The sequence below is a fragment of the Glutamicibacter soli genome, from assembly GCF_052322135.1.
GTDB classification, from domain to species: Bacteria; Actinomycetota; Actinomycetes; order Actinomycetales; family Micrococcaceae; genus Glutamicibacter; species Glutamicibacter soli.
On record NZ_CM125969.1, the window covers coordinates 295,730 to 320,554 of the forward strand.

The window sequence follows — 24,825 nt, forward strand, 5'->3', positions numbered from 1 at the left end:
CAGTACTACGCCAAACAACCGTGACTTCATTGTGCACCCTTGAACTGTCGATTTTCGCCAAGTAATCGCGAAAACAATTCGCTATCAGCTGGAATAACATCCATGATGCCATATCTCCAGCCGGTTGAACATACATCCAGGGTGGTAATTTACTGTGAAATACTCAGCCCGGGGGCTGAGTGCGGTGCCGGAGGGCTTCTGCTATATGCAGGAGGTCAGGATCTTCTTGATGGAATCATGCTCGGCTTGTGTCATCCATGCACCGTACTTGGCCTTGACCTGGGTCTGCCGCGACACGTATTCGCAGCGGAAGTCCTTGTTGGGTGGCAGCCATGTTGCCGCGTCCTTGTCGCCCTTGGCGGCGTTTGTGGGTCCGTCCGAGGCGAGGAGATTCAACGGATCGTTGGCGAACTGGAGGCGCTCATCCTTGCTCCATTTCTGGGCGCCCTTCTGCCAGGCGTCCGACAGCGCGACGACATGGTCGATCTGTACGGCGGAACTTGTGGTTTGGCCGCGCTCGAAATTGATCGTCTTGCCCGTGTAGGGGTCATGGAAAGTTCCGCTCAATACCACGCAGTCGACCCGGGCCGGTTTGTATTCAACATTGTCCAGATCGCGAGCGAGGATATCGTTGCGCGCATCGCAGCCGTTGTTGTCGGTATCTTTCCATCCGTTGCTGAATTGCTCGCGAGAGTAGCCGGTCTTCGGTGCGCGACCCTTGATGGCGATGTCTTCCAATTGGTTCAGGGACGTGGCATACGTCGCCTGCTGATCGGCTGTCGGGGTCGCGGCCTGGGCGCCGTTTGTCCCGGTGAAATCCGTGGAAGCCAGCGATGAGCAGGAAACCAGTCCGAGGGTGGATGCGACGAGAACTAGGGACAGGGTGCGGCGCAGCAGTCGCATGCGGTGGTACTTCTCCTTGAATATGCGGCGGGACTGCAATCCGCGGTCCCAGCATTCGACTCTATGTGCCTGCACCGACGAAACTCTGATTCGCTCCAGGTGTCTTGCTGTGATTCTCTTCTCGGAAGTTGGCAGGCTGAATTGAAAAAGTTACCATTTTGCCGCCATAATCCGCTGTGACAAGTATTGTTTTCTTTCGGTAGGCGAAATATGGTCAGCATGATGCTGATTTGAATGACCATCGGGATGTTGCTGTGAAGAAGTTTCTGTATCCACTGCTGGCCGGCGTACTGCTGCTCAGTGCCTGTACGACACCCGTATCCAAGCTTAAACCCGTGGAACAGCAAGATCTCGGCGGGTATGACTCGGCCTGGGAAGCGGAACAACACGGTGACGATCCCTACGCGAAGTATTACCAAGAAGGTGTTCCGATTTTCTCAGAGCTGCAAACACAGGTTCTGCGAGCTACCCCGATCTTCGGCGACCTTGATACGCGTGATGATGGGGACGAATTTGCCATGGGACTTTCGGGATTTTTCCGATCCACGACCTTTATAGGCGAAAATGGCGAGCAAGAGGTTATCAACGATTCGACATCCATGAGCGGCACCGCGGAAGAAGCGGGTGATTACAAGGTTGAATTTGGTTGCTGGGGTGTTGGGCGCGCGGCCGTGCAGGTTTTCATCAACGTAGATTTTCCGGAAATTGGCATGGAGCCATCGGTCGAGATCCCATTGACCTGCGAGGTCCCCGCAGCAACCACCCACGGCGAGTTTGAAATCGGTCCATCCGCCGAGAGCTACAGCATTTTGGTTTCCGGTGATCCCGAAACCATCGGATCCTACGAACTCAACCTGTACCAAAATGATGGCAAGTGAGCGAATGAAGAAAATGCTGCCTCTGCTCGGAGCTGTAATTCTTGCGCTCACGTCCTGCACAACTCCGGTGTCCCAGCTCGGCCCGCTAGATCGCGAATCGCCCAGGCAACAGTCAAACACCCTCCAATTCCAGCAACCCGTCGAGGAATCGTCGCCTGAGGAGATCGCCCACCGCCAAGAAGTTGCACTGCACTACCCGCCGCTGATGTATCTGGCGATGGTCGGAATATCCTCAGACCCTACCGCTATGGACGGCATAGGATTCTGGCAGGGCGAAATCGAGCAGCGCGGATATCAAGGGTTGGTTGCATGGAACGCCGCACGCTTTCTGTACCAGCAAGGCGGAACCCTTGCGCCGGAAGAACTCTCCTTGGAAACAGATGGCTTACCGGGTCCCTATTTGATCAAGTTCAGTTGTTCAGGCGTGGGCCAGATCGACCTACGCGTCAGGGATGGGCAGAGCGCCCTGAAGCAAAAAATTGTCCAGTGCTCGACAGATCCGAATGTCGTGGAATTCGAACTTGACGAGAAAAATATCGAGAATCTGGTCATCGAGCTGATCCCGGAGCTCTCGGCTCCGGCGGGTTTTGAAGTCCAGGTCATCCAGTAGCTCCGGAAACACCCGGCGAAGACACGTGTTCGGCCGTCCCGGACGGCTTGTGGTACTAATGGGACGTAGTGACACGGGGTGCCGCCATGCGGCTGAGATAAAACCCGTCGAACCTGATCCAGTTAGCACTGGCGAAGGGAATGTCCTGGATACCTCGATGCCACGCATCTACGCCGGGGTCCCGTTCGCCTTGACACATCTTCAAGGAGTTCGAGCACCATGAACGCACACGCAGCAACCGACACCGCAGCATCCACCACCACCGCACTGCCGCTCAAGGAACAACTGGTGCTGGTCACCGGCGGCGCCCGCGGGCTGGGCGCGGCCATCAGCGCCGCTTTTCTGGACGCCGGGGCGAAGGTCGTCGTCAACTACCGCAGCTCGTCGCAGGCGGCCGAGGAACTTGCCGCCGCATTCCCCGGACAGGCGCTGGCATTGCAGGCCGACGTGCGCGACGCCGCCGGGCTGAAGGACCTGGCCGCCGCCGCGGCCGAGCACTTCGGCCGCCCGATCACCACCTTGGTCAACAACGCGCTGGTGGATTTCTCCTTCAACGCAGATGCCCGTTCCAAGGCAGACGAGCTGTCCGCCGAAGAGCTCACTGCCCAGTTCGCCGGTTCCGTGCTCGCACCTGTCGCCGCGATCCAGGCAGTGCTGCCGGGCATGCGCCAGGCGGGCTTCGGACGCATCGTCAACATCGGCACCAACCTGTTCCAGCACCCAGTGGTCCCGTACCACGACTACACCGCGACCAAGGCGGCGCTGCTCTCGCTGACCCGCACCTTCGCGGATGACCTGGGCCCGGAAGGCATCAACGTCAACATGGTTTCCGGGGGCCTGCTGCGCACCACGGATGCCTCGGCCGCCACTCCTGAAGAGGTCTTCGACCTGATCGCCTCCGGCACCCCGCTGCGCCGGGTGACCTCGCCGGCCGAGCTCGCCGACGCGGTGCTGTTCTTCGCCTCGCCGCTCTCGCGCGGGGTGACCGGACAGAACCTGATCGTCGACGGCGGCCTGGTCAAGGGATGAGCGCATCGAGGAAGCAGGCCCGGTTCAACCTGTTCATCTACGGCGCGGGGCACCACCAGGCGGCCTGGCGGGCGCCGGATTCCCCGGCCGAGCGGCTGGGCGAGACCGCGTACTACGTCGAATTGGCGCAGCTGGCCGAACGCGGCCTGCTGGACGCGGTGTTCCTGGCCGACGGCCAAGCCGTCTCCCCGGAGGCCGCGGCGGCAGGTCCTACTTGGTTCTTCGAACCGTTTACGCTGCTGTCCGCGCTGAGCCAGAAGACCAGCCGGATCGGTCTGGTCTGCACGGTGTCCTCCAGCTTCTACACCCCGTTCCACGCCGCGCGCATGCTGGCCAGCCTGGACCGGCTCTCCGGCGGCCGGGCCGGCGCCAATGTGGTCACCAGCATGTGGGATACCGAGGCGCAGAACCACGGGCGCGAAACCCTGGGCGACCATGCCTACCGCTACGGCCGCGCCGACGAGTTCATCACGGTGCTGCGGGGGCTGTTCGGATCCTACCCCTCAGCGGCGGTGCGGGCCGACCGCGCAGGCGTGTTCACCGACCCGCGGCAGCTGTCGGCCATCGACCACGCGGGCGAGCACTTCGGTGTGCGCGGGCCGCTGAATATCCCCGACGGGCCGCAAGGCTCCCCGGTGCTGTTCCAGGCAGGGGCCTCCGCCCAGGGGCGCGAGCTCGCGGCGGCCCATGCCGAGGCGATCTACGCGGTGGCCGCCGACCGGCAGATGGCGCTGGACTACGCACAGGACGTGCGGTCCCAGGCCGCCGCGGCCGGGCGCGATCCGCAGGCCCTGGCCATCATGCCGGGGCTGGTCGCCTACGTGGGCCGCACGCTGGAGGAGGCCAAGGACAAGCAGCGCCGGCTCAACGACCTGCTGCCCGTCGAGCAGGCACTGGCCCAGCTGGCGTTATTCGTGCAGCAGGACACCAGCGCCTGGGAGCTGGATGCACCGGTGCCCGAACTTCCCTCCGCCGCAGACTTCACCGGCCCGGCCGGACGCTACACGACGATCCTGCGGTTGATCGAGATCCACCAGCCGACGGTGCGCGAGCTGCTCGGGCTGCTGGCGGCCGGGGGAGGGCACTGCACCTTGGTCGGAACGCCGGAGATGATCGCCGACGAGATCGAGCTCTGGCTGGATACCGGGGCGGCTGACGGCTTCAACCTGATGCCGCCGAGCCTGCCCGACGGCTTGGCGGATTTCGTCGAGCTGGTGATCCCCGAGCTGCAGCGCCGCGGACGCTTCCGCACCGCCTACGAGCACCGCACGCTGCGCGGCAATCTGGGCCTGCCGGCGCCGGTGGCCGGGGGACGCGCTCGCCGGCCCGCATTAGGAGCTGCGTCGTGATGCGCTGGCGGGAAGACAAACGAAGTGGATTGCGTTCGTGGATTCTTCTCCGGGGCCGGCAGGCCGCCGGCACAGCGGTCAGCGCATCAGCCGTCCTTCGCGCAGCGTCCAGTAGGAGGAAATGTGGCTGGAGCGCTTCGACAGGTTCCAGCGCTCGCAGATGCGGCTGATGGCCTTGACGGTGCTTCGTTCAGCATGGGCCACGACACCCAGGCCTTGGCGCGGGACCGCCAGCGTCTGGAAAGCCTCGGCCAGGACGTCGCTGCGTCCTGCCGGCACGCCGTCGCGGGAAAGCCAGCGTAAATCAATGCCCTGGGGATGTTTCACGTCAAACATTGCTCCTTCGCCGGCAATTTCAAGCAGCGCCACACCCTGCGCGTACTCCGGCAGAGTTTCGAGGATCTTGGAGATCGCCGGTATCCCGGCTTCATCCGCGGCCAGCACATAGTAGTCGGCGCCCAGCTGGATGGAGGTCTTGCTGCGCGCCGGGGAAATGACCAGCGCCGCACCAGGCTCGACAGTGCCTGCCCAGTGCCCGACAGTTCCGGGCTCGCCGTGGATCACGAAGTCGATGGCCAGCTCATCGACCACCGGATCGATCCAGCGGATGGTGTAGGACTTCGAGCGCGGCACCTGCTCGCGCGGCAGCCGCTGGCGAAGCTCTCTCAGGTCGTAGGGCGGAACCAGCCCGAGGGCGGGATCCGCGGCATACACCTTGACGTATTCATCCAGTGCGCCGTTGGAGCGGTAGCCGTCGAGCTTCGGTGCGCTGGCCACGAGGCGCACCAGCTGGTCGCTGAGCTTCTGCACCCGGGTGATGGTCAGGACATGCTGGTCGACCTTGTGCCGAGGGGCTTCGACGTGGCTGACCGGCGGTGAATAGCGGGCCAACGACTCCTCGTAGGTTTCGGAATACGGCCGCGTCTCCTGCGCGGCAGCGGGTGCTGCGTCAGACGCCGCGCCGGGAGCCGGCGGAGCGTAGTGGCTCGGCCTGAATGAGGTGCGCAGCGTCTTGTCCAGGACCTTGCGCGCCGCGGTGAGCGCCGCCGCGGCCCCGGCCCGTTCGGCGGCGGCCAGCAGTTCGTCGGTCTGCTGCTCGTTCAGCAGCGACCCCCTGGCGATGCTCTGATACAGGTGTTCCTTGGCTGTTGCCTGCCCGGCTTGGGCTCCGGCCTTCTCGGCAAGCTTGAGCACCTCAAGAGTCAGGCCCTCCTTGGCGGAGAGGGACACCTGGGGGCCGTACTTGTTGTATTTGTGCTTCGACATGGTGTGCCTTCCCGCGCTGTTCGGGCTACTGCTCCTAGCCTGAGTATGAGCGAATCGGACCGGCCAGGCAAGGGCGAGTCCCACTGGCAGGGGTCTCTGCCGGCAGCCGGAAAACGCCCGCTTTGCGAAGAGGAATCCGCTTCCGTCCGATATTCGATTCGGTCGACAATAAACAGGTCAGCTCACTAAAATTAGCTCCATGTCTGATACTTTGCCGCCATGCCCGAACTGCTCCAGCGAGTACGCCTACCAGATGGATGCGCTGCTGGTCTGCCCCGAATGCGGCCATGAATGGAACGCCGAGGCCGAGACGGCTGAAACTGCCATGGCGGTCATCAAGGACGCCGTCGGAAACGTCCTGCAGGACGGGGATACCGTCAGCATCACCAAAACCATGAAGGTCAAGGGGGCGCAGAGTGCGCTGAAGGCCGGAACGAAGGTGCGCAATATCCGTCTGGTGCAGGGCACCGGAGACCACGACATCGCCGCCAAGGTCGACGGCTTCGGCCAGATGGAACTGAAGTCCTCGATCGTGAAGAAGATCTAGGTCTCGGATCTTTCCTGCTAGGTCAATGCCCGCCCCTTCGGTTGAAGGGGCGGGCATTTCCCTCTGCGCCTACTGTCCGGGGAGCGGGGCCGCCGGGACGGCCAGGCCGATGAGCTCGGCCAGCCGCTCGCGGTTCTGGTTCGCGCCGAATGCCGGCTGCCCGGGCTGCAGCCGCACGCCCTCGGCCAACGGGCCGATCGGCAGCGGATCGAAGCCGAAGGCATCGATGATCCGGCTGGTCTCCTCCACGTCCGCGGGACGGTCGCCGGCCAGCGCAATGGCCTTGCGCTGTTCGGCGCCAGCTGGACGGGCTTCGTCCTCAAGGTCGTGGTAGCCCATGTGGTTGAATGCCTTCACGAGCCGCGAGCCCGGCAGGAAGTCCTGGATCAGCGCGGAGGTGGAAACCCCCGGGGTGTTCAGGTCGTCGCGGATCCCGTCGGTCTCCCACCAGTAGTTCATGGCGTCGATGACCAGCTTGCCCTGAAGCTGCGCGGCCGGGATGCTCCGGTACTTGCCCAGCGGCAGGGCGAGGATGACGATGTCGGCCTGGCCGGCGGCGGTGGCAGGGTCCACGGCGACCGCGCCCGGGGTCAGCACCTCGATGGTCAGCGCGATGGCGCTCGGGTCGCCGGATCCGGCGATGAGCACCTTATAGCCTGCCGCCAGCGCGCGGCGGGCGAGCACGGTGCCGATCTTGCCGGCGCCGAGGATGCCGATGGTCTGCTGCTCCATGTTCTCTGCCTCCTGGCTGCTTAGTTGTTGATCTTGGCGGGCTTCTCGGCGAGCATTTCGCGCACCAGCGGGATGACCTTGGTGCCGTAGAGTTCCACGGCCCGCAGGCGGGCGCCGGCGTCCACTGCGCCGCCCGAGTAGATCAGGTCGAAACGTCCGATGTCCAGGCTCTGCACGGTGGTGGCGATCTTGCGCGCCACGGTCTCCGGGGAGCCGATGTACAGCGAACCTTCGGCGGCTTCATGCTCGAATTCGCTGCGGCTCATCGGGCTCCAGCCGCGCGAGGCGCCGATCCGGTCACGCTGTTCCTTGTAGGCGTCGAACATCAGCTCGCGGGCCAGCTCGTCGGTATCTGCCACGAAGCCGGGGGAGTGCAGGCCCACCGGAAGGGTCTCGTGCCCGAACTGGTCGTTGGCCCGGCGGTACAGGTCCACGTACGGGGCGAAGCGCTCCGGGGAGCCGCCGATCACGGCGAGCATCATGCGGAAGCCGTAGTGGGCGGTGCGGATCACCGACTGCGGCGAACCGCCCACGCCCACCCAGGTCTTCAGGCGCCCGGACTCGGTCTTCGGGAAGACCTCCACGTCCTGCAGCGCGGCGCGCGTGGTGCCGTTCCAGGTCACCGGCTTCTCGCCCAGCAGCTCGTTGAACAGGTTGATCTTCTCGTCGAAGAGGATTTCGTAGTCGGCCATGTCGTAGCCGAAGAGCGGGAAGGACTCGGTGAACGATCCACGGCCCAGCATGACTTCGGCGCGCCCGTTGGACAGGGCGTCGACCGTGGCGAAGCGCTGGAAGACGCGCACCGGGTCGTCGGAGGAGAGCACCGTGACCCCGGAGCTGAGGCGGATGTTCCGGGTGGCTGTCGCGATGCCTGCCAGGACGGTTTCGGGGCTGGAGATGGCGTACTCAGGGCGGTGGTGCTCGCCCACGGCGATCACGTCCACGCCGGCCTGGTCTGCGACCACGGCTTCCTGCACCGTGGCGCGGATGGCTTGGGCATGCGATACCAGCTCGCCCGACGGCCCGCTGGGCACGTCGCCGAAGGTGTCGATGCCGAATTCGATGTTCTCGATGGCGTTCATCTGCAGTCCCCGTTTCCGAAATAGGTTGATAGCCCAATCATGCATCAAACTTGTTGACGTGTCAACTATAGGAGATGAGATGGTGCGCGGCGGCCCGGAAATGCGCGACGGCGGCCGCTCCCGAAGTGGGAGCGGCCGCCGTGGCGCGGCAGTACGGTCGGGGCTAGCCGAAGTACTTTTCCATGGTGCCTTCGTGGGCTTCGCGCAGGTCGTCCACCGAAACGGTGAACTCGCCCTGGACCTCCAGGGCGCCGGACTGCGCGTCGACGACACCCAGGCGGGCCACGGTGACGCCGCGGGCGCTGGTCATGTCGTTGAAGCGGACCTCTTCGCTGCGCGGCACGGCCACCAGGGCGCGGGCCTGCGACTCGGAGAACAGCGCGGTGAACGCGTCGATGCCGTCGCGGGACTTGATCTCGTCAAGTGCCACGCGGGCGCCGACGCCGTAGCGCAGCACCATCTCGGACAGCGCGGCGGCCAGGCCGCCCTCCGAGAGGTCGTGCGCCGAGTCGATCATGCCGTCGCGGCTGGCGTTGATCAGGATCGCGCCCAGCGCCTTCTCGGCTGCCAGGTCGACCTTCGGCGGCAGGCCGCCGAGGTGTCCGCGCAGGTTGGCGAACTCGGAGCCGTCCAGTTCATCTTTGGTGGTGCCGATCAGGTAGATGGCCTGGCCGTCGGCCTCTTCGCGCCAGCCCGACGGGGTGCGGCGGGCGACGTCGTCCAGCTTGCCCAGGGTCGCAACCACCGGGGTCGGGTGGATGGCCTTGTCGCCGGTCTGGTTGTACAGCGAGACGTTGCCGCCGGTGACCGGGACACCCAGCTCCATGCAGGCGTCCGACAGGCCGCGGATGCCCTCTGCCAGCTGCCACATGACGTCCGGATCCTCGGGGGAGCCGTAGTTCAGGCAGTCGGAGACGGCCGCGGGGATGGCGCCGGAGGTGGCGACGTTGCGGTAGGACTCGGCCAGCGCCAGCTGGGCGCCGGCGTACGGGTCCAGGTAGGTGTAGCGGCCGTTGGCGTCGGTGGCGATAGCCACACCCAGGCCGGTTTCCTCGTCGATGCGGACCACGCCTGCATCATCCGGGGAGGCCAGGGCGGTGTTGCCGCCCACGTAGCGGTCGTACTGGCGGGTGATCCAGGACTTGTCGCACATGTTCGGGCTGGCGATCAGCTGAAGCACGGCGGCCTTGAGCTCTTCGCCGGATGTCGGAAGGTTCTTCCCGGCCTCCGAGGAGCGGAAGGTGTCGGCCTGCAGCGCATCCTGCCATTCCGGGCGGGCGTACGGGCGGTTGTATTCCGGGCCGTCCACCGCAACGGTGCTCGGGTCCACGTCGACGATGACCTCGCCGTTCCAGGTGATGGTCAGGCGGTTGTCGTCGGTCACCTCGCCCAGCCAGGAGTACTCGACGTTCCACTTGGCCATAACGGCTTCGAAGGCTTCCACGTTCTGCGGGGAAACCACTGCCATCATGCGTTCCTGCGACTCGGACATCAGGATCTCGCCCGGGGTCAGGGTGGAGTCGCGCAGCAGCACGTTGGTCAGCTCGACATTCATGCCGCCGTCGCCGTTGGCCGCCAGTTCCGAGGTGGCGCAGGAGATGCCCGCGGCCCCCAGGTCCTGGATGCCCTCGACCAGCGAGGCCTTGAACAGCTCCAGGCAGCACTCGATGAGCACCTTCTCGGCGAACGGGTCGCCGACCTGCACTGCAGGGCGCTTGGAGGGCTTGGTGTCGTCGAAGGACTCGCTGGCCAGCACCGAGGCGCCGCCGATGCCGTCGCCGCCGGTGCGGGCGCCGAAGAGCACCACCTTGTTGCCCACGCCGGAGGCGTTGGCCAGGCGCAGGTCCTCATGGCGCAGCGCGCCGACTGCCAGCGCGTTGACCAGAGGGTTGCCCTGGTAGATCGGGTCGAACACGGTCTCGCCGCCGATGTTCGGCAGGCCCAGCGAGTTGCCGTAGCCGCCGATGCCGGAGACCACGCCGTGCACCACGCGCTGCGAATCCTCGTGGTCGATCGCGCCGAAGCGCAGCGGATCCATCACGGCGATCGGGCGGGCGCCCATCGAGATGATGTCGCGCACGATGCCGCCGATGCCGGTGGCGGCACCCTGGTACGGCTCCACGTAGGACGGGGAGTTGTGCGACTCGATCTTGAAGGTCACGGCCCAGCCGTCGCCGAGGTCGGTGACACCGGCGTTTTCGCCCATGCCGACCATCAGGTCCTTCTTCATCTCGGGCGTGACCTTCTTGCCGAACTGGCTCAGGTGGGTCTTGGTGGATTTGTAGGAGCAGTGCTCGGACCACATGACCGAGTACATCGCCAGCTCCGCCGCGGTCGGGCGGCGGCCCAGGATCTTGACGATCTCGGCGAATTCGTTGTCCTTCAGGCCCAGCTCGGCCCACGGCAGCTCGACCTCGGGGGTCACTGCCGCGTTATCGACGGTGTCGATGTTGAATGCTTGAGTCTGCTCGCTCACTTCTTGCCTCCAACGAGGTGGGTCAAAACACTGGTGAAGAACGTCAGGCCGTCGGTGCCGCGGTGATCCGGTCCGAAGCCTGCCTCGATGGCGTGCTCCGGGTGCGGCATGAGGCCCACGACGTTGCCCGCCTCGTTGGTGATGCCGGCGATCGAGCGGCGCGAGCCGTTCGGGTTCCAGCCCACGTAGGAGAATGCGACGCGGCCTTCGCCCTGGAGCATGTCCAGGGTCTTCTCGTCGGCGACGTACTGGCCGTCCTGGTTCTTCAGGACGATGGTGATCTCCTGGCCGGCTTCGTAGCCGTTGGTCCAGGCGGTCTGGTTGTTCTCCACGCGCAGCACCTGGTCGCGGCAGATGAACTTCAGGTGGTCGTTCTTGATCATCGAGCCGGGCAGCAGGTGCGCCTCGGTGAGGATCTGGAAGCCGTTGCAGATGCCCAGCACGGGCAGCTTGGCGTCCGAGTTCGCGGCGTCCACGATCTTGCCCATCATCGGGGCGAAGCGGGAGATGGCGCCTGCGCGCAGGTAGTCGCCGTAGGAGAAGCCGCCGGGGATCACCACGGCGTCGACGTCCTGCAGGTCGGTGTCGGCGTGCCACAGGGACACTGCCTGGGCGCCGGCGGCGCGCACTGCACGTGCTGCGTCGCGGTCGTCGAGGGTGCCCGGGAAGGTCACCACGCCGATGCGGGCGCCCGACAGTTCAGCGGTTGGCGTCGAGTAGTCGCCAATCAGGGGAAGTTCGGTGCTCATTAGTCCGCAACGACCTCGACGTTGACAACATCTTCGATGACCGGGTTGGACAGCAGGGTCTCGGCGGCCTCGCGGGCCTGGGCCAGGATTGCGTCGGTCACCTCGCCGTCTACGGTGAGTTCAAAGCGCTTGCCCTGACGGACGGCCTCGAAGGAGTTGAATCCCAGGCGGGGCAGTGCTCCCGCAATGGCCTTACCCTGGGGGTCAAGGATTTCTGGCTTGAGCATGACATCTACAACGATGCGGGGCATCCGGCGTATCTCCTGTGCGCGAAGGGGTTAAATGCCACACGGAGACGTGCCGTCTCACACCAAGGGGATTTGGCGCTCCGCGAGCTTGCCTACCCAGTCTAGCGGGAATGTGACGGGTAAAACCGGCCTGTGCAGGCCTAGAACTGTTTCTCCTAGTTATTCGCCATGTGATTTTAGGCTCATGAACCGATTTCCGGGTGCCGCGCGTAAGCTGGACGGATGGAAATCACAGCCGACAACCCCTGCCCCTGCCGAGCGCTCGACGCGGACCAGGCCAGCTATGCGCAATGCTGCCAGCCGTTCCACGAGCACCGGGCCTCGGGGCAGGTGCTGCCGGCGACCGCCGAGCAGCTGATGCGCTCGCGCTACAGCGCCTTCGTGCTGGGCCTGGCCGATTACCTGCTGCAGTCCTGGCATGAAACCACCCGGCCGGCAGAGCTGCTGCTGGACGAGGACCTGCACTGGGAAGGGCTCGACATCGTGAAGACCCGCTCCGGTGGGGCCCAGGCGTCCCGCGGGGTCGTGGAGTTCACCGCGCACTATTCCCAGGACGGGCAGCGCGGAAGCCAGCATGAGGTCAGCACGTTCGTGCGCGAGAACGGGGCCTGGTTCTACCTCGACGCGCTCTACTAGCTGCTGGCCGCGACGAGCATGTTCAGCATCTGCGTCTGCTGGCGTTCCTTGGCCAGCGTGAAGGCATCCGAGCCAGTCTGGTCCTTCAGCGTCGGATTCGCTCCGTGGGTCACCAGCAAGCGGGCGATGGTGATGGAATTCGTGGTTCCCTGGCCCAGCACGATGGTTTCGTGCAGCGCCGTCCAGCCCAGATCGTTGACGTGGTCGACGGGAATGTCGGTCTTCAGCAGCGCCCGCACGGAACCGACCTGACCGTTCTCGGCGGCCACCGACAACGCGGTGCCGCCCACGCGGTTGGTCGAGCGGGTGTCGGCGCCCTTGTCCAGGAATGCGCTCAGCGTGCTGACCATGCCCGAGGCGCTGGCCCGCAGGAATGGCGACTCCTGGTAATCGTCCTTGGCGTTCGGATCCGAGCCCGCATCCAGCAGGTGCTTGCAAATGGCTGCATTTCCCACGATCACCGCGCGCATCAGCGGCGTGCGCCCGGAGGAATCCTTGGCGTGCAGATCAGCTCCGGCCTTGACTGCCTTGCGCACCGCATCCGGCTTGCCGTCCTCGATCGCGCGGTACAGCGCCGAGGTCTGCTTTGAGAGGCTGGCGGCCGCAGTCGGCAGCGCGCTGAGCGTCGCCCCCGCCACCGCGCCGGAGGACAGTGGCGCAACGCTCGCCGTAGGCGCAGCAGGGGCAACCGGGGCAGTGGTTTTCGGTGCTGCCGTGGGTTCCACCGATTCGGCGCCGGCGGCGGACTTCTCCGCTTCGGCTTTCGCCTGCGTCGTGGCCGGAGCCGGGGGCGCGGAGGACGCCGGGGAAGCAGGTTGTTCAGCGGAGGGCGACGGGCTGGACTGGACGCTTTCGGCCTGCGGCGCCGCTGGCCCGCACGCGGTGCAGGCGCCGATGACGGCGGCCAGCGGAAGAGCCAGCAACGCAACACCGCGACGGGTCGTGGTGAATCCGGTACGAGGTGCCATCGTTCCTTTCGCGGTCCGCAAACCTCGTTCGCAGCCGCAACGCGGCGTTGAACACTGCTCGGTAACTTACGTGATCTGCAATTGAGCTTAGCGCTCGAAGCTGAAAATTTGCGGGCAATCCGCGTCGAGAACTCTTGGCGTTCCGCCCCCGGGTTCTTCGCTAAAATCGTAGGCACCATGGAATGCCTTTATTTCTCCGCCGACCGCTGCCGCTCCTGCATCCTGATGACGGTGCCCTACGACCGACAGCTGCAGTCGAAGGTGGACCGCTGCCAGGAGCTGCTCTCGGATTTCGGGCAGCTGACCTTCCTGCCTGCCCAGGCGAGCCCCGAGCAGGGTTTCAGGAACAAGGCCAAGATGGTCATCTCCGGCACCACGGACAACCCCACCATCGGCATCCTCGACGCCGATGGCCACGGTGTTGACCTGAGAAACTGCGGTGTCATCGATCCCGCCCTGCGGGCCATGTTCCCGGTCATCGAACGCTTCATCCACGAGCTGAAGCTGATCCCCTATGACGTTCCCAAGCGCAAGGGCGAATTGAAGCACGTGATCCTGACCCTCTCGGATACCGGGGCGATCATGGTCCGCTGGGTGCTGCGCACCAAAAAGCACTTCGTGGCCCTGCGCAACTCGCTGCCGCAGTTCGTGGAGAAGATGCCCCCGGGCTCGGTGGTGTCGGTGAATTTCCTGCCCGAGCACAAGGCGGTGCTCGAAGGGCAGGAGGAGATCATCCTCACGCGCCGCACCACACTGCAATTCGAGCTCAACGGCATCCCCATGCACCTGCGCCCGCAGGGCTTCTTCCAGACCAACACCCACATCGCGGCGGCGCTCTACCGCCAGGCCCGCCAGTGGATCAACGACGTGGATCCGGAAAGCATCTGGGACCTGTACAGCGGCGTGGGCGGCTTCGCCCTGCACTGCGCCGGCGAAGGCCGCACCGTGCACGGCATCGAGACCAGCACCGAGGCAGTCGAAGCCGCCGCCACCAGTGCCCGCAGCCTGGGCCTGGAGGGCGTGGAATTCATCGCCGGCGACGCCACCGAGTACGCGCTGGGCGCGGGATGGGCCCCTAACGCGGTCATCGTGAATCCTCCGCGCCGCGGCATCTCCGCCGAGCTGGCCGCCTGGCTGAACGATTCGGACGTCGAGCACCTGGTCTATTCCAGCTGCAACGCCGAATCGCTGGCCCGCGACCTCAAGCGCCTGGACAAGTTCACCCCGCAGCTGGCCCGCGTCATGGACATGTTCCCGCAGACCGAGCACTACGAGGTCATCGTCAAGCTGCAGCGCAGCGCGGCCTGAAGTCCCGCTAGCGGTCCAGCGTCGCGGTGCGCCGGTCCAATCGGCCCATGATCTCGTCGACCAGATGCGGATCGACATTCGGCTCGCGCCGCGCCTTGAGCAGCTCGGCACGGGCAGCCTGCAGCGCGATGCCCTGGATGGCGTCGGCCTTGGCGATCACCGCGCGGATCTGCGTGTACTTCTCGTCGGTGATCGCATCGTGCGGGTCCGGGTCGGTGGCCAGGATGGTGTGCAGCGAATTCATGCGCCGGCGCACCGCCTGCTGGTAGTTCTCCGGCAAATCCTGCAGCTCCACGTTCTTCTTCAGCGTCGCAATGGCCACTGCCTCGGCCCGGCGGGCCAGCGCGCGGCGCGCCCGCTTGGTGTCCTGCTCATTGCCGCGCAGCTTCAGCACACGCATCAGCGCCGGCAGCGTCAGCCCAGGGATCACCAGGGTCATCAGCAGCACCGAGCACGCGGCGACCACCACGAAGTTGCGTCCCTCGATCGGCGCGCCGTCGGCGGTGACCTTGGGCAGCGCCAGCGCCAGGGCAAGCGTGGCCAGCCCGCGCATGCCGCACCAGGTGAGCACCAGCGTGTCCTTGGCGGCGGAGATCCTGGGGTTCTTGCGGTTGGGCAGGTAGTAGGTGGCGAACATCCACACGGCGCGCACGCCGATCACGACCACGCAGATCGCGATAATGCCCGGGATGAAGCCCAGCAGGTTGCTGCCCTCCTCCTGGATCACGGAGTTCATCTCGATGCCCATCAGGCCGAAGGCCAGGCCGGTGGCCAGCATCTCCAGCACCTCCCAGAAGGCGTGGCGGGTCAGCCGCTCCTGCGAATCCTGCGGGCGGTCGCGGCGCACCATTTCCAGCGCGGTCACCACCACGGCGATGACACCTGAGACGTGCACCTCCTCGGCCAGCATGTAGACCGCGTAGGGAGCCACCAGGGTCGCGGCGCAACGGGCCGCGAGGTTCGGCACGAAGCGGTTCAGCGCGCCAATCAGCCAGCCCATGGCCAGACCCAGGACCACCGCGCCGGCCGCGCCGAGCAGGAACTGCGGGATGATTTCCAGCCCGACCTCGGACTGGTTCTCGGTGGCCTGCACCGCGAGCTGGAAGATCACGATGGCCATCGCGTCGTTGAACAGGCCCTCGGTTTCCAGCAGCGAGGTCAGCCGCCGCGGCATCTTCACCTTGGTGGCGATCGCGTCCACCGCCACCGGGTCGGGCGGGGCGACCACGGCGCCGAGCGCCAGCGCCAGCGGAATCGAGGCGATGGGGGCGAAGGCCCAGGCCGCAGCGGCGACCAGCCCGGCGGTGACCACGATGAGGATCACGGCCAGGCGGATCAGCGCCTTCCAGCGGAACCGGAACACCGACCAGCTGCTGCGCTGCGCCGTGGCGAAGAGCAACGGCGGCAGGAAGATCGGCAGGATCAGCTCCGGATCGATGTGCATCTCCGGCATGAAGGGCAAAAAGCCCGCCAGCGTCGCGAAGATCAGCATCAGGATGGGATAGGGGAGCTTGATCCGCTCGCCAATACCCACGATCAGGATCGTGGCGAACAACAGTGCAATGACCAGCAGGAAAAACTCCATAGTCTTCCTATTCTAGTTCTCAGCCCCGCAGGATCAGGGATTTTAGTTGCTGTTTAACGCGCCATCGCCCAGCAGCGGAGCCGCGGCAGCCCAGTCGTCGATGGCGCAGCCGTTGTGCCGGTCGAAGGAGACGCTCACGCTGCGCCCGGCCAGCGTCCCGGTGATCTGCGCGGTGTCGGGGCCTCCGTAGATCTCGGTGCAGATCCGGTTCTGGTTGGCCGCGGGGGAGAGCACGGCGGGGTTGGAAGCGAGCAGCGCGCAGGCCGCCTCGGCGGTGGGCAGGGTGCTGCCCGCGCCGACCTGCTCGCCCTGGCACCGCAGCCGGTATTCGCCGGATACCGTCGCGCCGTCATTGCGGACCAGGATCTCCAGGTCCGTCGGGGAAGCCTGGGGTTCCGCCGCGGAACAGCTGGCCAGCGCAATTCCGGCGGCGAGCGCCGCGGCCGCAATCAACAACCCGGAGGCCAGCGGAGGGTGGCGTTTCAGCGTCTGCGCATCATCCATGGGCTCATTCTGCACGCCAGCCGCGCACATTGCCAGAGGTCGTGGCCGCAGGGCCGATCGGTCCGTTTATTCGGGCAGCACCAGGGCATTGGCCACCTCCAGCAGCCGGGCGCGCAGCACCTCGGCCCGCTGCGCGAAGTCCTTCTGCAGGCGCACGTACTCGGCCTTGCCCTCCGGGGTTTCGATGCGGATCGGCTCATGGCCCCAGTCGACCAAGTCGTAGGGGGAGGCCTGCATGTCCATGGTGCGGATGTCCCACGCCAGCTCGAAGCAGTCCATTACCAGGTCGCTGGGCACCGCGGGCGTGAGCTTGTACGCCCACTTGTACAGGTCCATGTTCGCGTGCAGGCAGCCGGGCTGCTCCAGGTCGCGCTGGGTATCACGGGTCGGCTGCAGCTCGTTGAGCGGCGCGGCCTGCGGGGTGTAGAAGCGGAACGCGTCGAAATGCGTGCAGCGGATCCGGTGCGATTCGACCACCTCGTCCGTGCCGGCGGCGCCCAGCCGCAAGGGCAGGTACTCGTGGCGGATGCCGTTGACCTCGGACTTGTAGGCCATGGCCCACTCGTGCAGGCCGAAGCAGGCGAAATTGCCCGGACGCTGCGCGGTACCGGCGAGGATGATGCGGGCGAACCGGATGGCCTCGGTGCGGGCCTGGCCGAAGGCCTCGGCATCCAAAGCCCAGCCGGGTCCGGCGGCGGTGTCCACCGGCCGATAGAACTTCCAGCTCTCGCGCTGCGCGGCCTCGGGCCCGGAAAGCACCACATCCATCCCGGGATGCCAGCGGTAGAGCTGGCCGGGCTTCTGCGTGTAGTAGGTGAACAGGAAGTCCTCGATGGGGTGCTTGCGCCCCTTCATCCTGCGGGCCACGAAGGGCTCGCCGAAGGCGCGGGCGCGCTGCTCGTGCGCGGCCGCCCGGGACAGCCAGTCGGCGGGAGCAAGGACCTCAAGGGTTTGGGGCATGGCTCAATTATCCGGTCTCGCGCGCGGCAACTCCACCTTTGGTACGCCAGTTCACACCTCCCCCAAACGCCGGGGGAGGCTGGCGGACGGCGCCGCGGCTGCGCATACTGCAAGGCAGGAACACCAAAAACCCAGAAGGCCGCACGATGAAGGAACCATTATGGGAGCCGCCGCTGGCCGGCACGGAAGCGCAGCACCTGTTCGGCATGCTTGACCGGCTGCGCGCGACCTTCCGCTACAAGGCCGACGGGCTGGGCATCGAGCAGCTGCGCTTCAGGCTTGCGTCCAGCGCGCTGAGCCTGGGCGGGCTGCTGCAGCACCTGGCCGCCGTGGAGGACGAGAAGTTCATCTGGCTGATCGCCCGGCGCAAGCCCGAAACGCTGCTGGCGCTGACCGCGGACGGGACCGACCAGTTCCAGGTCGTTGGCGAGGATCCCGCTGCGGTCTACCGGATCTACGACCGCGCCGTGGCCGCCAGCCGGGAGATCCAGCTCGAACTGCTGGAACCCGGGGCGCTGGAGAAGCCCAGCGCGCTGGATTTCGGCGGCGAACACCCCAGCATCCGTCGGCTGGTGTGCGACGTGATCGAGGAATACGGCAGGCATGCCGGCCATGCGGACCTGCTGCGCGAGGCGCTGGACGGCCGCGTCGGCGAGGACCCGCCCTGGGACTACCTGCCGCCGTGGTATCCGCGCAGCTGAAGGCAAAAAGCTGCGGCCCGCACCGCCACCGATCGGGTGGAGGTGCGGGCCGCAGGTGGCGGCGGATGCCGGGGGCAGATCCGCCAGGCGCCTAGCCCATGGCGATCGCGCCGAACAGCACGCCGGAGGCGAGCATGACCAGGCTGACCACCAGTGCACGCCACAACACCTTCTTGTGGTGGTCGCCCAAGTCCACGCGGGCCAGGGAGACCAGCAGGAGGATTGCCGGGACGAGCGGGGACTGCATGTGCACCGGCTGGCCGGTGATGGAGGCGCGGGCCATGTCCACCGCCGGAACTCCGAAGTGCGCTCCGGCCTCGGTGAGCACCGGCAGGATGCCGAAGTAGAAGGCGTCGTTGCTCATGAAGAAGGTTGCCGGGATGGAGATCAGGCCGGTGATCACCGCCATGTACTGGCCCAGCGAATCAGGGATGATCGTCACCAGCCACTGGCTCATCGCGTCGACCATGCCGGTGCCGGACAGCACGCCGGTGAGCACCGCGGCCCCGAGCACCATGGAGACTACCGCGATAATCTCGCTGGAGTGCGAGGCGATCATCTTGACCTGGTCGGAGACCTTCGGGAAGTTGACCACCAGTGCGATGGCGGTGCCGATCATGAACAGGTAGGACAGCGGCAGCACGTCCACGACCAGCAGCACCATGATGGCAACGGTCAGCGCGAGGTTGAAGAAGAACAGCTTCGGGCGCAGGGTTTCGCGGTTCGGATCCAGCACGGTGCCGTCCATGGTCGCGGTTTCGGTGCCGTCGCCCTTGGTGGCTACGGCTTCCAGCACGGCGATCGGGGAACCGGACACGCCGCCCCGGGTCTTGCCGCCCTTGCCGGAACCGCCCTGGCCGCCGGCGAGGTTGCCGCCGCCGAACGAGGTGCCCCACAGCTCGGGATGCTCGCGCTGCATGCGGCGGCGCTCGGCGATACCCATCTGCCAGGCGAAGATGCCGATGACCACCAGGGCGATGCCCAGCGACGGGAGCATCGGGACGAACACGTCGGAGGCCTCGACCCCCAGCGCCGCGGCGGCGCGGGCGGTCGGACCGCCCCACGGGACGATGTTCAGCGTGCCGTTGGTCAGGCCAGCCACGCAGGTCAGCACAACAGGGCTCAGGCCCAGGCGCTGGTAGATCGGCAACAGGGCCGCGGTCACCACGATGAAGGTGGTGGAGCCGTCGCCGTCCAGCGAGATCACCGCGGTCAGCAGGGCGGTGCCCACGACGACCTTGGCCGGGTCGTTGCCGACCAGCTTCTGGATGCCGGCGACCAGCCGGTCGAAGAGCCCGACGTCGATCATCAGGCCGAAGTACATGATGGCGAACATCAGCAGCGCCGCGGTGCCGGACATCGACTTGATGGCGTCCATGATCATGTCGCCCAGGCCGAAGCCGGCGCCGGCGAACAGGCCGAACGCGGTCGGGACGATGATCAGCGCCAGCAGCGGGGTCATGCGTTTGGTCATGATCAGGACCATGAAGGTGATGACCATGAGGAATCCGAGTGCAACGAGCATTGCCCCGACCTCCTTGGATCGTGGTGCCACATCGGCGTGGCATCCGGTGGAATGAGGAATCCCTTCCACGCTACGTGTCGGCGCTCACGTTGCGGGGCTTGTGCTGATTACCGCCCCCTTTTGGTCATTGGAATCTTTTTGCTCATAAAACTCACTCGGGCGCACTCCGGTGGATATGCTTGGTGCCATGCATTCCTCCCGACCCGGAACCCGGCACTTCGCCTCGCGCATCATGCGCCTGCAGTTCATCGTGGTCGGCTTCCTGATCGTGCTGGTCACGGCGGGAACGCTCTACGCCAGCTACAACCAGGTGTTCAACCGGGCCGAGGACCGCTCGCTGACCATCGCGCGTTCGGTGGCAGTCATGCCCTCGGTGGTCCAGGAGGTCGAGCGCTACGCGGCCCAGGACCGGCTCGATGTCCAGGCGCTGAGGACCGGCCCGCTGCAGGAGACGGCCCAGGCGATCGTGAACCGCGGAGATGCATACTTCGTCGTGATCACCGAGGACCGCGGCCTGCGCCTGAGCCATCCGAACCCCGCAGAACTGGGGCTGAAGGTCTCCACCGAGCCGGTGGCCCTGGCTGGTATCGAGGACGTTTCGCGCGAGCACGGCACCCTGGGCGAGTCGGTGCGCGCCAAGGTCCCGATATATTCCTCTTCCGGCATGGTCATAGGCGAGGTATCGGTTGGCGTGACCACCGATTCGCTGACCGGGGCGCTGGCGCAGTCCTTCAGCTGGATCGCGCTGTTCGCCCTGCTGGCCGCCGCGCTGGCGGTGCTCGCCGGACGCTACACGGTGCGCAAGCTCAAGCGGCAGACCCTGGGCCTGGAACCCTCGGAGATCGCGCAGCTGGTCCGCGACCAGCAGGCGGTGCTCTACGGCGTGACCGAAGGCGTCATGGGCATCGGCGTGGACAACCGGATCACGGTGCGCAACAAGGCGGCCCGACAGCTGCTGGGCCTGCCGCACCGCACGGAGCTGCAGGACGTCGTGGGGCGCCACTACGCGTCGGCCGGGCTTGATGCGGCCCTGGTGCGCGCCATCCGCGAGCACGACAAGGCGCCGCTGCGGTTGAACGCGAACGGGAATTCGCTGATCGCCCGCGTCACGGACGTGAACCGCGACGGCGTGGATCTCGGGCAGGTGGTGCTGTTCCACGACGTGACCACCGTCGAGGCGCTGGGCACCAAGCTTGACGCGGTGCAGGACATGGCCGATGCGCTGCGCGCCCAGCGCCACGAATTCGCCAACCGCATGCATGCGGTGCTGGGGCTGATCAACCTGGGCAAGATCGAGCAGGCCGAGCAGTACCTGCAGGAAGTCATGGAAACCGGGCCGAAGATCGCCCAGGTCCCCGGGCTCGAGGCAGTGCAGGACGCCTACCTGTCGGCATTCATCTCCGCCAAGGCGGTGCGCGCCCACGAGCAGGGCATCGAGCTGCGCGTCTCGCCGCAGTCGATGCTCTTCGGGCAGATCGCCTCCGCCCATGACGCGCAGGACGCCACCGCGGTGCTCGGCAACCTGCTGGACAACGCCTTCACCGCCGCGCTGCGCGGCGCCGGGGAACCCTGGGTGGAGGTGGACCTGCTCTCCGAGGGAACCACCTTGCACCTGGCCGTGGCGGACTCCGGGCCGGGCATCACCACCGGCCTGGACATCTTCTCGCCCGAGGTCTCTACCGGCTCCGCCCTGGGCGGCGAGCACGGCGCCGGGGTGGGGCTGCCGCTGATCCGCCGGCTGGCCCAGTCGCGCAGCGGGGACGTCTGGGTGGCAGACCCCGGGGGCGCCGACGGCGGGGCGGTGCTGGCTGCCCGGCTGCCCGCGGCGCTCGCCGAACCCCGAACCCCCACCGAAACCCCAACGGAAGGACAGCGCCCATGAGCGGCAAAACCACGGGAAACTACCGAGTGCTGATCGTCGACGACGACTTCCGCGTCGGCGCGCTGCACGCGGAGATGGTCAACGCGCTGCCAGGCTTCCAGGCGCTGGAACCGGTGCAGGATCCGCGGGTGGTGCCCAAGGTCGTCGCCGCGCAGAAGCCGGACCTGGTCCTGCTGGACCTGTACCTGCCGCATGTCAGCGGGCTGGAACTGCTGCCAGCCCTGGGCGTGGACGCGATCATGATCTCTGCGGCGACCGAGCCGGAGAACATCTCCCAGGCGATCTCGCGCGGGGCGCTGTCCTTCATCATCAAGCCCTTCGGCGCCAAGACGCTGTCCTCCAAGCTCAAGGGCTGGGCCCGCTACCGCCGGCAGCTGGAGGGCGCCGGGCAGCTGGACCAGCAGGGCATCGACCGGCTCTACAAGACGCTGCAGGGGGTGGACGACGCGGCCGCCGCAGGCGCGAGCGCCGCGCCCACCGAGCAGGCGGTGCTGGCCTGCGTGAAGCAGTCGGCGCAGCCGATGAGCGTCGCCGAAGTGGCCGAGGCGGTGGGCGTCGCGCGGGCCACCGCGCAGCGCTACCTCGCAGCGCTGGTGGCCAACGAGGCGCTGGAGCTTCAGCTGGGCTACGGGACGCGCGGCCGCCCCGAGCACCGCTATATCTCGCGTTAGGTGGCGTCCCAGAGGCGGCGGTAGAAGTCGATCTTCCGTTCATCGGGCTCGATGCCGTAGCCGGCGTACACCTCGGCCTGGACCCCTGCCCCGAAGTTCCATTCGGTGCTCCATGCGGCCACCGCCAGATCGGCCCAGCGGTCGCCCACGCCCAGCTCGCCGAAGTCCACGTGCCCGGTGACCTCGTACCCGGGGCCGACCAAGGTGTTCGGCGCGCAGGCGTCCCCGTGGCAGACCACCAGGTCTTCCTCGGGCGCCTCGGTGAGGAAACGCTCGCGCAGCTCGCCTGCGAGCCAGCCCGCGCGGGTGGCCACGTCCCAGCGGAACGGGCAGCGCTCGACCGGCAGCGCCTCGTGCAGCCGGCGCAGCCCGCGGCCCAGTGCGCGGGCCGCCAGCTTCGGTTCGGCCTTGCCGACATCGGAGACCAGGTTCTGGCCGGGCAGCGCGGCGGTGACCATGAGCTGGCCGTCGTCGAACTCCTCCAGCGACAGCACCCGCGGCACGGCCAGGTAGTCCGCGGCCCAGCACAGGCGCTCGGCCTCGAGGCGCAGGTCGAGCTCATCGGCGGCGCTGCGGCCCGCCCCGTTGGCCGAGGCCGTGTACGGGGACCACTTCGCGAAACGCTGCGCCGGTCCTTCGCCGAGGCGGTAGGTCACCCCGCCCAGCGCGTTGAGCCAGACCCCGTGGACCGCCTCGCCCCTGGCAGCCTGGAGCACGCGGGGCGGCACGGGAAGATTCTCCGGCGGGGCGGCGGCGAGGAAAAGGGGTTTGCTCATGCACCCAGCATGACAGCGCCGCGTCCGGCCCCGCAAAGCCCGCCGGCGCGTTAACGCCGCAGGCGGCCGGGCACCGAAGTGCCTGGCCGCCTGAGGATCCAGCGGATGGTGAGCCTAGCGGCCGGTGCCGCCGTATACGGTAGCTTCCACCTCGGTGTCCAGGTTGAACGCGGTGTGGATGGCGCGCACCGCGTCGTTGAGCTTGTCGGCGTCGGTCACCACGGAAATGCGGATCTCGGAGGTGGAGATCATGTCCACGTTCACTCCGGCCTGGTGCAGTGCCTCGAAGAAGGTGAAGGAGACGCCCGGGTTCGAGCGCATGCCGGCGCCGATCAGCGACAGCTTGCCGACCTCGTCGTTGTGCTCGATGTCCTCGAAGCCGATCTCGCCCTTGGCGGTGTTCAGCGCGTCCAGCACATGCTTGGTCTCGGTCATCGGCAGGGTGAAGGAGATGTCGGTCTTGCCCGAGCCGCGCGTCGAGATGTTCTGCACGATCATGTCGATGTTGGCCTGGGCCGCGGCGATCACGCCGAAGATCTGCGCCGCCTTGCCCGGGATGTCGGGGACACCGATGACGGTGACCTTCGCCTCGGAATGGTCGTGGGCAACACCGGAGATGATTGGCTGTTCCAAGGGTTCTCCCTCTTGAATCTTGATCTTGTCGTTGGGGTCCGGGAGCACCCAGGTGCCCTCGTTGGTGCTGAAGGAGGAGCGCACATGCAGCGGCACTCCGAAGCGGCGGGCGTATTCCACGCAGCGCAGGTGCAGGATCTTGGAGCCGCTGGCCGCCATCTCCAGCATTTCTTCGCTGGTGATCTGCTCGATCTTGGTTGCGGAAGGAACCACTCGGGGGTCGGCGGTGTAGACGCCGTCCACGTCGGTGTAGATCTCGCAGACGTCGGCGCCGAGCGCTGCGGCCAGCGCCACCGCGGTGGTGTCGGAGCCGCCGCGGCCCATCGTGGTGATGTTCTTCGATTCCTTGCTCATGCCCTGGAATCCGGCGACGATGGCGATGAATCCGCGGTCGATGGCGCGGCGCACGCGCTGCGGCGAGACCTCCATGATGCGGGCCTTGCCGTGGGTCGAGTCGGTGATCAGGCCGGCCTGGGAACCGGTGAAGGAGGCCGCGCGTTCGCCGAACTGGTCGATCGCCATGGCCAGCAAGGACATGGAGATGCGTTCGCCGGCGGATAGGAGCATATCCATTTCGCGGGCGGGCGCCTCGTCGGTCAGCTGGCCGGCAAGGTCCAGCAGGTCGTCGGTGGTGTCGCCCATGGCGGAGACCACCACGACCACTTCGTGGCCCTGGTTCTTGGTGTCAATAATTCGGCGCGCGACGCGTTTGATGCCTTCGGCATCCGATACGGACGAACCGCCGAACTTTTGCACAATTAGGCCCATGGGCACTCACTCCACCTGTTGAAAGCTGTGGCTCGCGCG

Annotated in this window: 24 protein-coding genes and 1 riboswitch; of the genes, 10 read left to right on the forward strand and 14 right to left on the reverse strand. The window is 66.4% G+C overall.

The features are described 5' to 3' along the window. Positions 1-201: 201 nt before the first annotated feature. Positions 202-903, reverse strand: coding sequence for an HNH endonuclease family protein (locus ACTX90_RS01475; RefSeq protein ID WP_443442806.1), 702 nt, complete (start codon positions 901-903; stop codon positions 202-204). A 254-nt stretch (positions 904-1,157) separates the two neighbouring features. Between ACTX90_RS01475 and ACTX90_RS01480 the strand changes: the two genes are divergently transcribed. From ACTX90_RS01480 to ACTX90_RS01495, 4 genes are all read left to right on the forward strand, one after another. Then, positions 1,158-1,781, forward strand: coding sequence for a hypothetical protein (locus ACTX90_RS01480; RefSeq protein WP_443442808.1), 624 nt, complete (start codon positions 1,158-1,160; stop codon positions 1,779-1,781). Between the two features lie 4 nt (positions 1,782-1,785). Beyond that, the gene (locus ACTX90_RS01485; RefSeq protein ID WP_443442810.1) at positions 1,786-2,391 is read left to right on the forward strand and encodes a hypothetical protein; all 606 of its coding nucleotides are present in this window, start codon (positions 1,786-1,788) and stop codon (positions 2,389-2,391) included. A 64-nt stretch (positions 2,392-2,455) separates the two neighbouring features. After that, positions 2,456-2,549: riboswitch (TPP riboswitch) on the forward strand. 61 nt (positions 2,550-2,610) lie between these two features. Next, positions 2,611-3,420: a 3-oxoacyl-ACP reductase gene (locus tag ACTX90_RS01490; RefSeq protein WP_443442811.1), complete on the forward strand. Its 810-nt coding sequence runs from the start codon at positions 2,611-2,613 to the stop codon at positions 3,418-3,420. Continuing rightward, positions 3,417-4,769, forward strand: coding sequence for an NtaA/DmoA family FMN-dependent monooxygenase (locus tag ACTX90_RS01495; protein ID WP_443442813.1), 1,353 nt, complete (start codon positions 3,417-3,419; stop codon positions 4,767-4,769). The genes ACTX90_RS01490 and ACTX90_RS01495 overlap by 4 nt, the downstream gene beginning before the upstream one ends. A 78-nt stretch (positions 4,770-4,847) precedes the next feature. Here ACTX90_RS01495 and ACTX90_RS01500 read toward each other — a convergent pair whose 3' ends face one another. Then, positions 4,848-6,035, reverse strand: coding sequence for a siderophore-interacting protein (locus ACTX90_RS01500; protein WP_443442815.1), 1,188 nt, complete (start codon positions 6,033-6,035; stop codon positions 4,848-4,850). 199 nt (positions 6,036-6,234) lie between these two features. Here ACTX90_RS01500 and ACTX90_RS01505 point away from each other — a divergent pair, with 199 nt between their 5' ends. After that, positions 6,235-6,582: a zinc ribbon domain-containing protein YjdM gene (locus tag ACTX90_RS01505; protein ID WP_443442817.1), complete on the forward strand. Its 348-nt coding sequence runs from the start codon at positions 6,235-6,237 to the stop codon at positions 6,580-6,582. Between the two features lie 69 nt (positions 6,583-6,651). On the opposite strand, the gene ACTX90_RS01510 is transcribed toward ACTX90_RS01505, so the two are convergent. From ACTX90_RS01510 to purS, 5 genes are all read right to left on the reverse strand, one after another. Continuing rightward, on the reverse strand, positions 6,652-7,314 hold the full coding sequence (locus tag ACTX90_RS01510; RefSeq protein ID WP_443442819.1) for an NADPH-dependent F420 reductase: 663 nt from the start codon (positions 7,312-7,314) through the stop codon (positions 6,652-6,654). Positions 7,315-7,334: 20 nt separating this feature from the next. Next, complete coding sequence (locus ACTX90_RS01515; protein WP_424573316.1) at positions 7,335-8,396, reverse strand: LLM class flavin-dependent oxidoreductase; 1,062 nt, start codon at positions 8,394-8,396, stop codon at positions 7,335-7,337. 163 nt (positions 8,397-8,559) lie between these two features. After that, on the reverse strand, positions 8,560-10,872 hold the full coding sequence (purL, locus tag ACTX90_RS01520; protein ID WP_443442821.1) for a phosphoribosylformylglycinamidine synthase subunit PurL: 2,313 nt from the start codon (positions 10,870-10,872) through the stop codon (positions 8,560-8,562). Further along, complete coding sequence (purQ, locus tag ACTX90_RS01525) at positions 10,869-11,621, reverse strand: phosphoribosylformylglycinamidine synthase subunit PurQ (protein ID WP_047118086.1); 753 nt, start codon at positions 11,619-11,621, stop codon at positions 10,869-10,871. The genes purL and purQ overlap by 4 nt, the downstream gene beginning before the upstream one ends. Further along, positions 11,621-11,872 (reverse strand): phosphoribosylformylglycinamidine synthase subunit PurS, encoded by a 252-nt coding sequence (gene purS, locus ACTX90_RS01530; RefSeq protein WP_047118085.1) that lies wholly within the window; start codon positions 11,870-11,872, stop codon positions 11,621-11,623. Before purS ends, purQ begins: the two co-directional genes overlap by 1 nt. Positions 11,873-12,091: 219 nt before the next feature. Between purS and ACTX90_RS01535 the strand changes: the two genes are divergently transcribed. After that, positions 12,092-12,505, forward strand: a complete 414-nt coding sequence (locus ACTX90_RS01535; protein ID WP_443442824.1) for a YchJ family protein — start codon at positions 12,092-12,094, stop codon at positions 12,503-12,505. Here ACTX90_RS01535 and ACTX90_RS01540 read toward each other — a convergent pair. Beyond that, complete coding sequence (locus ACTX90_RS01540) at positions 12,502-13,473, reverse strand: ankyrin repeat domain-containing protein (RefSeq protein ID WP_443442826.1); 972 nt, start codon at positions 13,471-13,473, stop codon at positions 12,502-12,504. The genes ACTX90_RS01535 and ACTX90_RS01540 overlap by 4 nt on opposite strands. A gap of 177 nt (positions 13,474-13,650) precedes the next feature. Here ACTX90_RS01540 and ACTX90_RS01545 point away from each other — a divergent pair, with 177 nt between their 5' ends. Further along, a complete protein-coding gene (locus ACTX90_RS01545) occupies positions 13,651-14,781 on the forward strand; it encodes a methyltransferase domain-containing protein (protein ID WP_443442828.1) in 1,131 nt (376 codons plus the stop codon). A 7-nt stretch (positions 14,782-14,788) separates the two neighbouring features. Here ACTX90_RS01545 and ACTX90_RS01550 read toward each other — a convergent pair whose 3' ends face one another. From ACTX90_RS01550 to ACTX90_RS01560, 3 genes are all read right to left on the reverse strand, one after another. Next, complete coding sequence (locus ACTX90_RS01550; protein ID WP_443442830.1) at positions 14,789-16,366, reverse strand: cation:proton antiporter; 1,578 nt, start codon at positions 16,364-16,366, stop codon at positions 14,789-14,791. 42 nt (positions 16,367-16,408) lie between these two features. Next, positions 16,409-16,870, reverse strand: coding sequence for a hypothetical protein (locus ACTX90_RS01555; protein ID WP_443442832.1), 462 nt, complete (start codon positions 16,868-16,870; stop codon positions 16,409-16,411). Positions 16,871-16,936: 66 nt separating this feature from the next. Further along, positions 16,937-17,830 (reverse strand): hypothetical protein, encoded by an 894-nt coding sequence (locus ACTX90_RS01560; RefSeq protein ID WP_047118081.1) that lies wholly within the window; start codon positions 17,828-17,830, stop codon positions 16,937-16,939. Between the two features lie 146 nt (positions 17,831-17,976). Here ACTX90_RS01560 and ACTX90_RS01565 point away from each other — a divergent pair, with 146 nt between their 5' ends. Beyond that, the gene (locus tag ACTX90_RS01565; RefSeq protein ID WP_047118080.1) at positions 17,977-18,531 is read left to right on the forward strand and encodes a mycothiol transferase; all 555 of its coding nucleotides are present in this window, start codon (positions 17,977-17,979) and stop codon (positions 18,529-18,531) included. Between the two features lie 91 nt (positions 18,532-18,622). Here the strand turns inward: ACTX90_RS01565 and ACTX90_RS01570 are convergent, their stop codons facing one another. Next, a complete protein-coding gene (locus ACTX90_RS01570) occupies positions 18,623-20,056 on the reverse strand; it encodes a CitMHS family transporter (RefSeq protein WP_047118079.1) in 1,434 nt (477 codons plus the stop codon). Between the two features lie 187 nt (positions 20,057-20,243). Here ACTX90_RS01570 and ACTX90_RS01575 point away from each other — a divergent pair, with 187 nt between their 5' ends. Beyond that, on the forward strand, positions 20,244-21,938 hold the full coding sequence (locus tag ACTX90_RS01575) for a sensor histidine kinase (RefSeq protein WP_113607608.1): 1,695 nt from the start codon (positions 20,244-20,246) through the stop codon (positions 21,936-21,938). Beyond that, on the forward strand, positions 21,935-22,609 hold the full coding sequence (locus tag ACTX90_RS01580) for a response regulator (protein WP_047118077.1): 675 nt from the start codon (positions 21,935-21,937) through the stop codon (positions 22,607-22,609). Before ACTX90_RS01575 ends, ACTX90_RS01580 begins: the two co-directional genes overlap by 4 nt. Here the strand turns inward: ACTX90_RS01580 and ACTX90_RS01585 are convergent. Both ACTX90_RS01585 and ACTX90_RS01590 read right to left on the reverse strand, forming a co-directional pair. After that, complete coding sequence (locus ACTX90_RS01585; RefSeq protein WP_443442835.1) at positions 22,606-23,385, reverse strand: phosphotransferase; 780 nt, start codon at positions 23,383-23,385, stop codon at positions 22,606-22,608. The two genes, ACTX90_RS01580 and ACTX90_RS01585, sit on opposite strands and share 4 nt — an antisense overlap. 114 nt (positions 23,386-23,499) lie before the next feature. Next, a complete protein-coding gene (locus ACTX90_RS01590) occupies positions 23,500-24,786 on the reverse strand; it encodes an aspartate kinase (protein ID WP_047118075.1) in 1,287 nt (428 codons plus the stop codon). Positions 24,787-24,825: the final 39 nt, after the last annotated feature.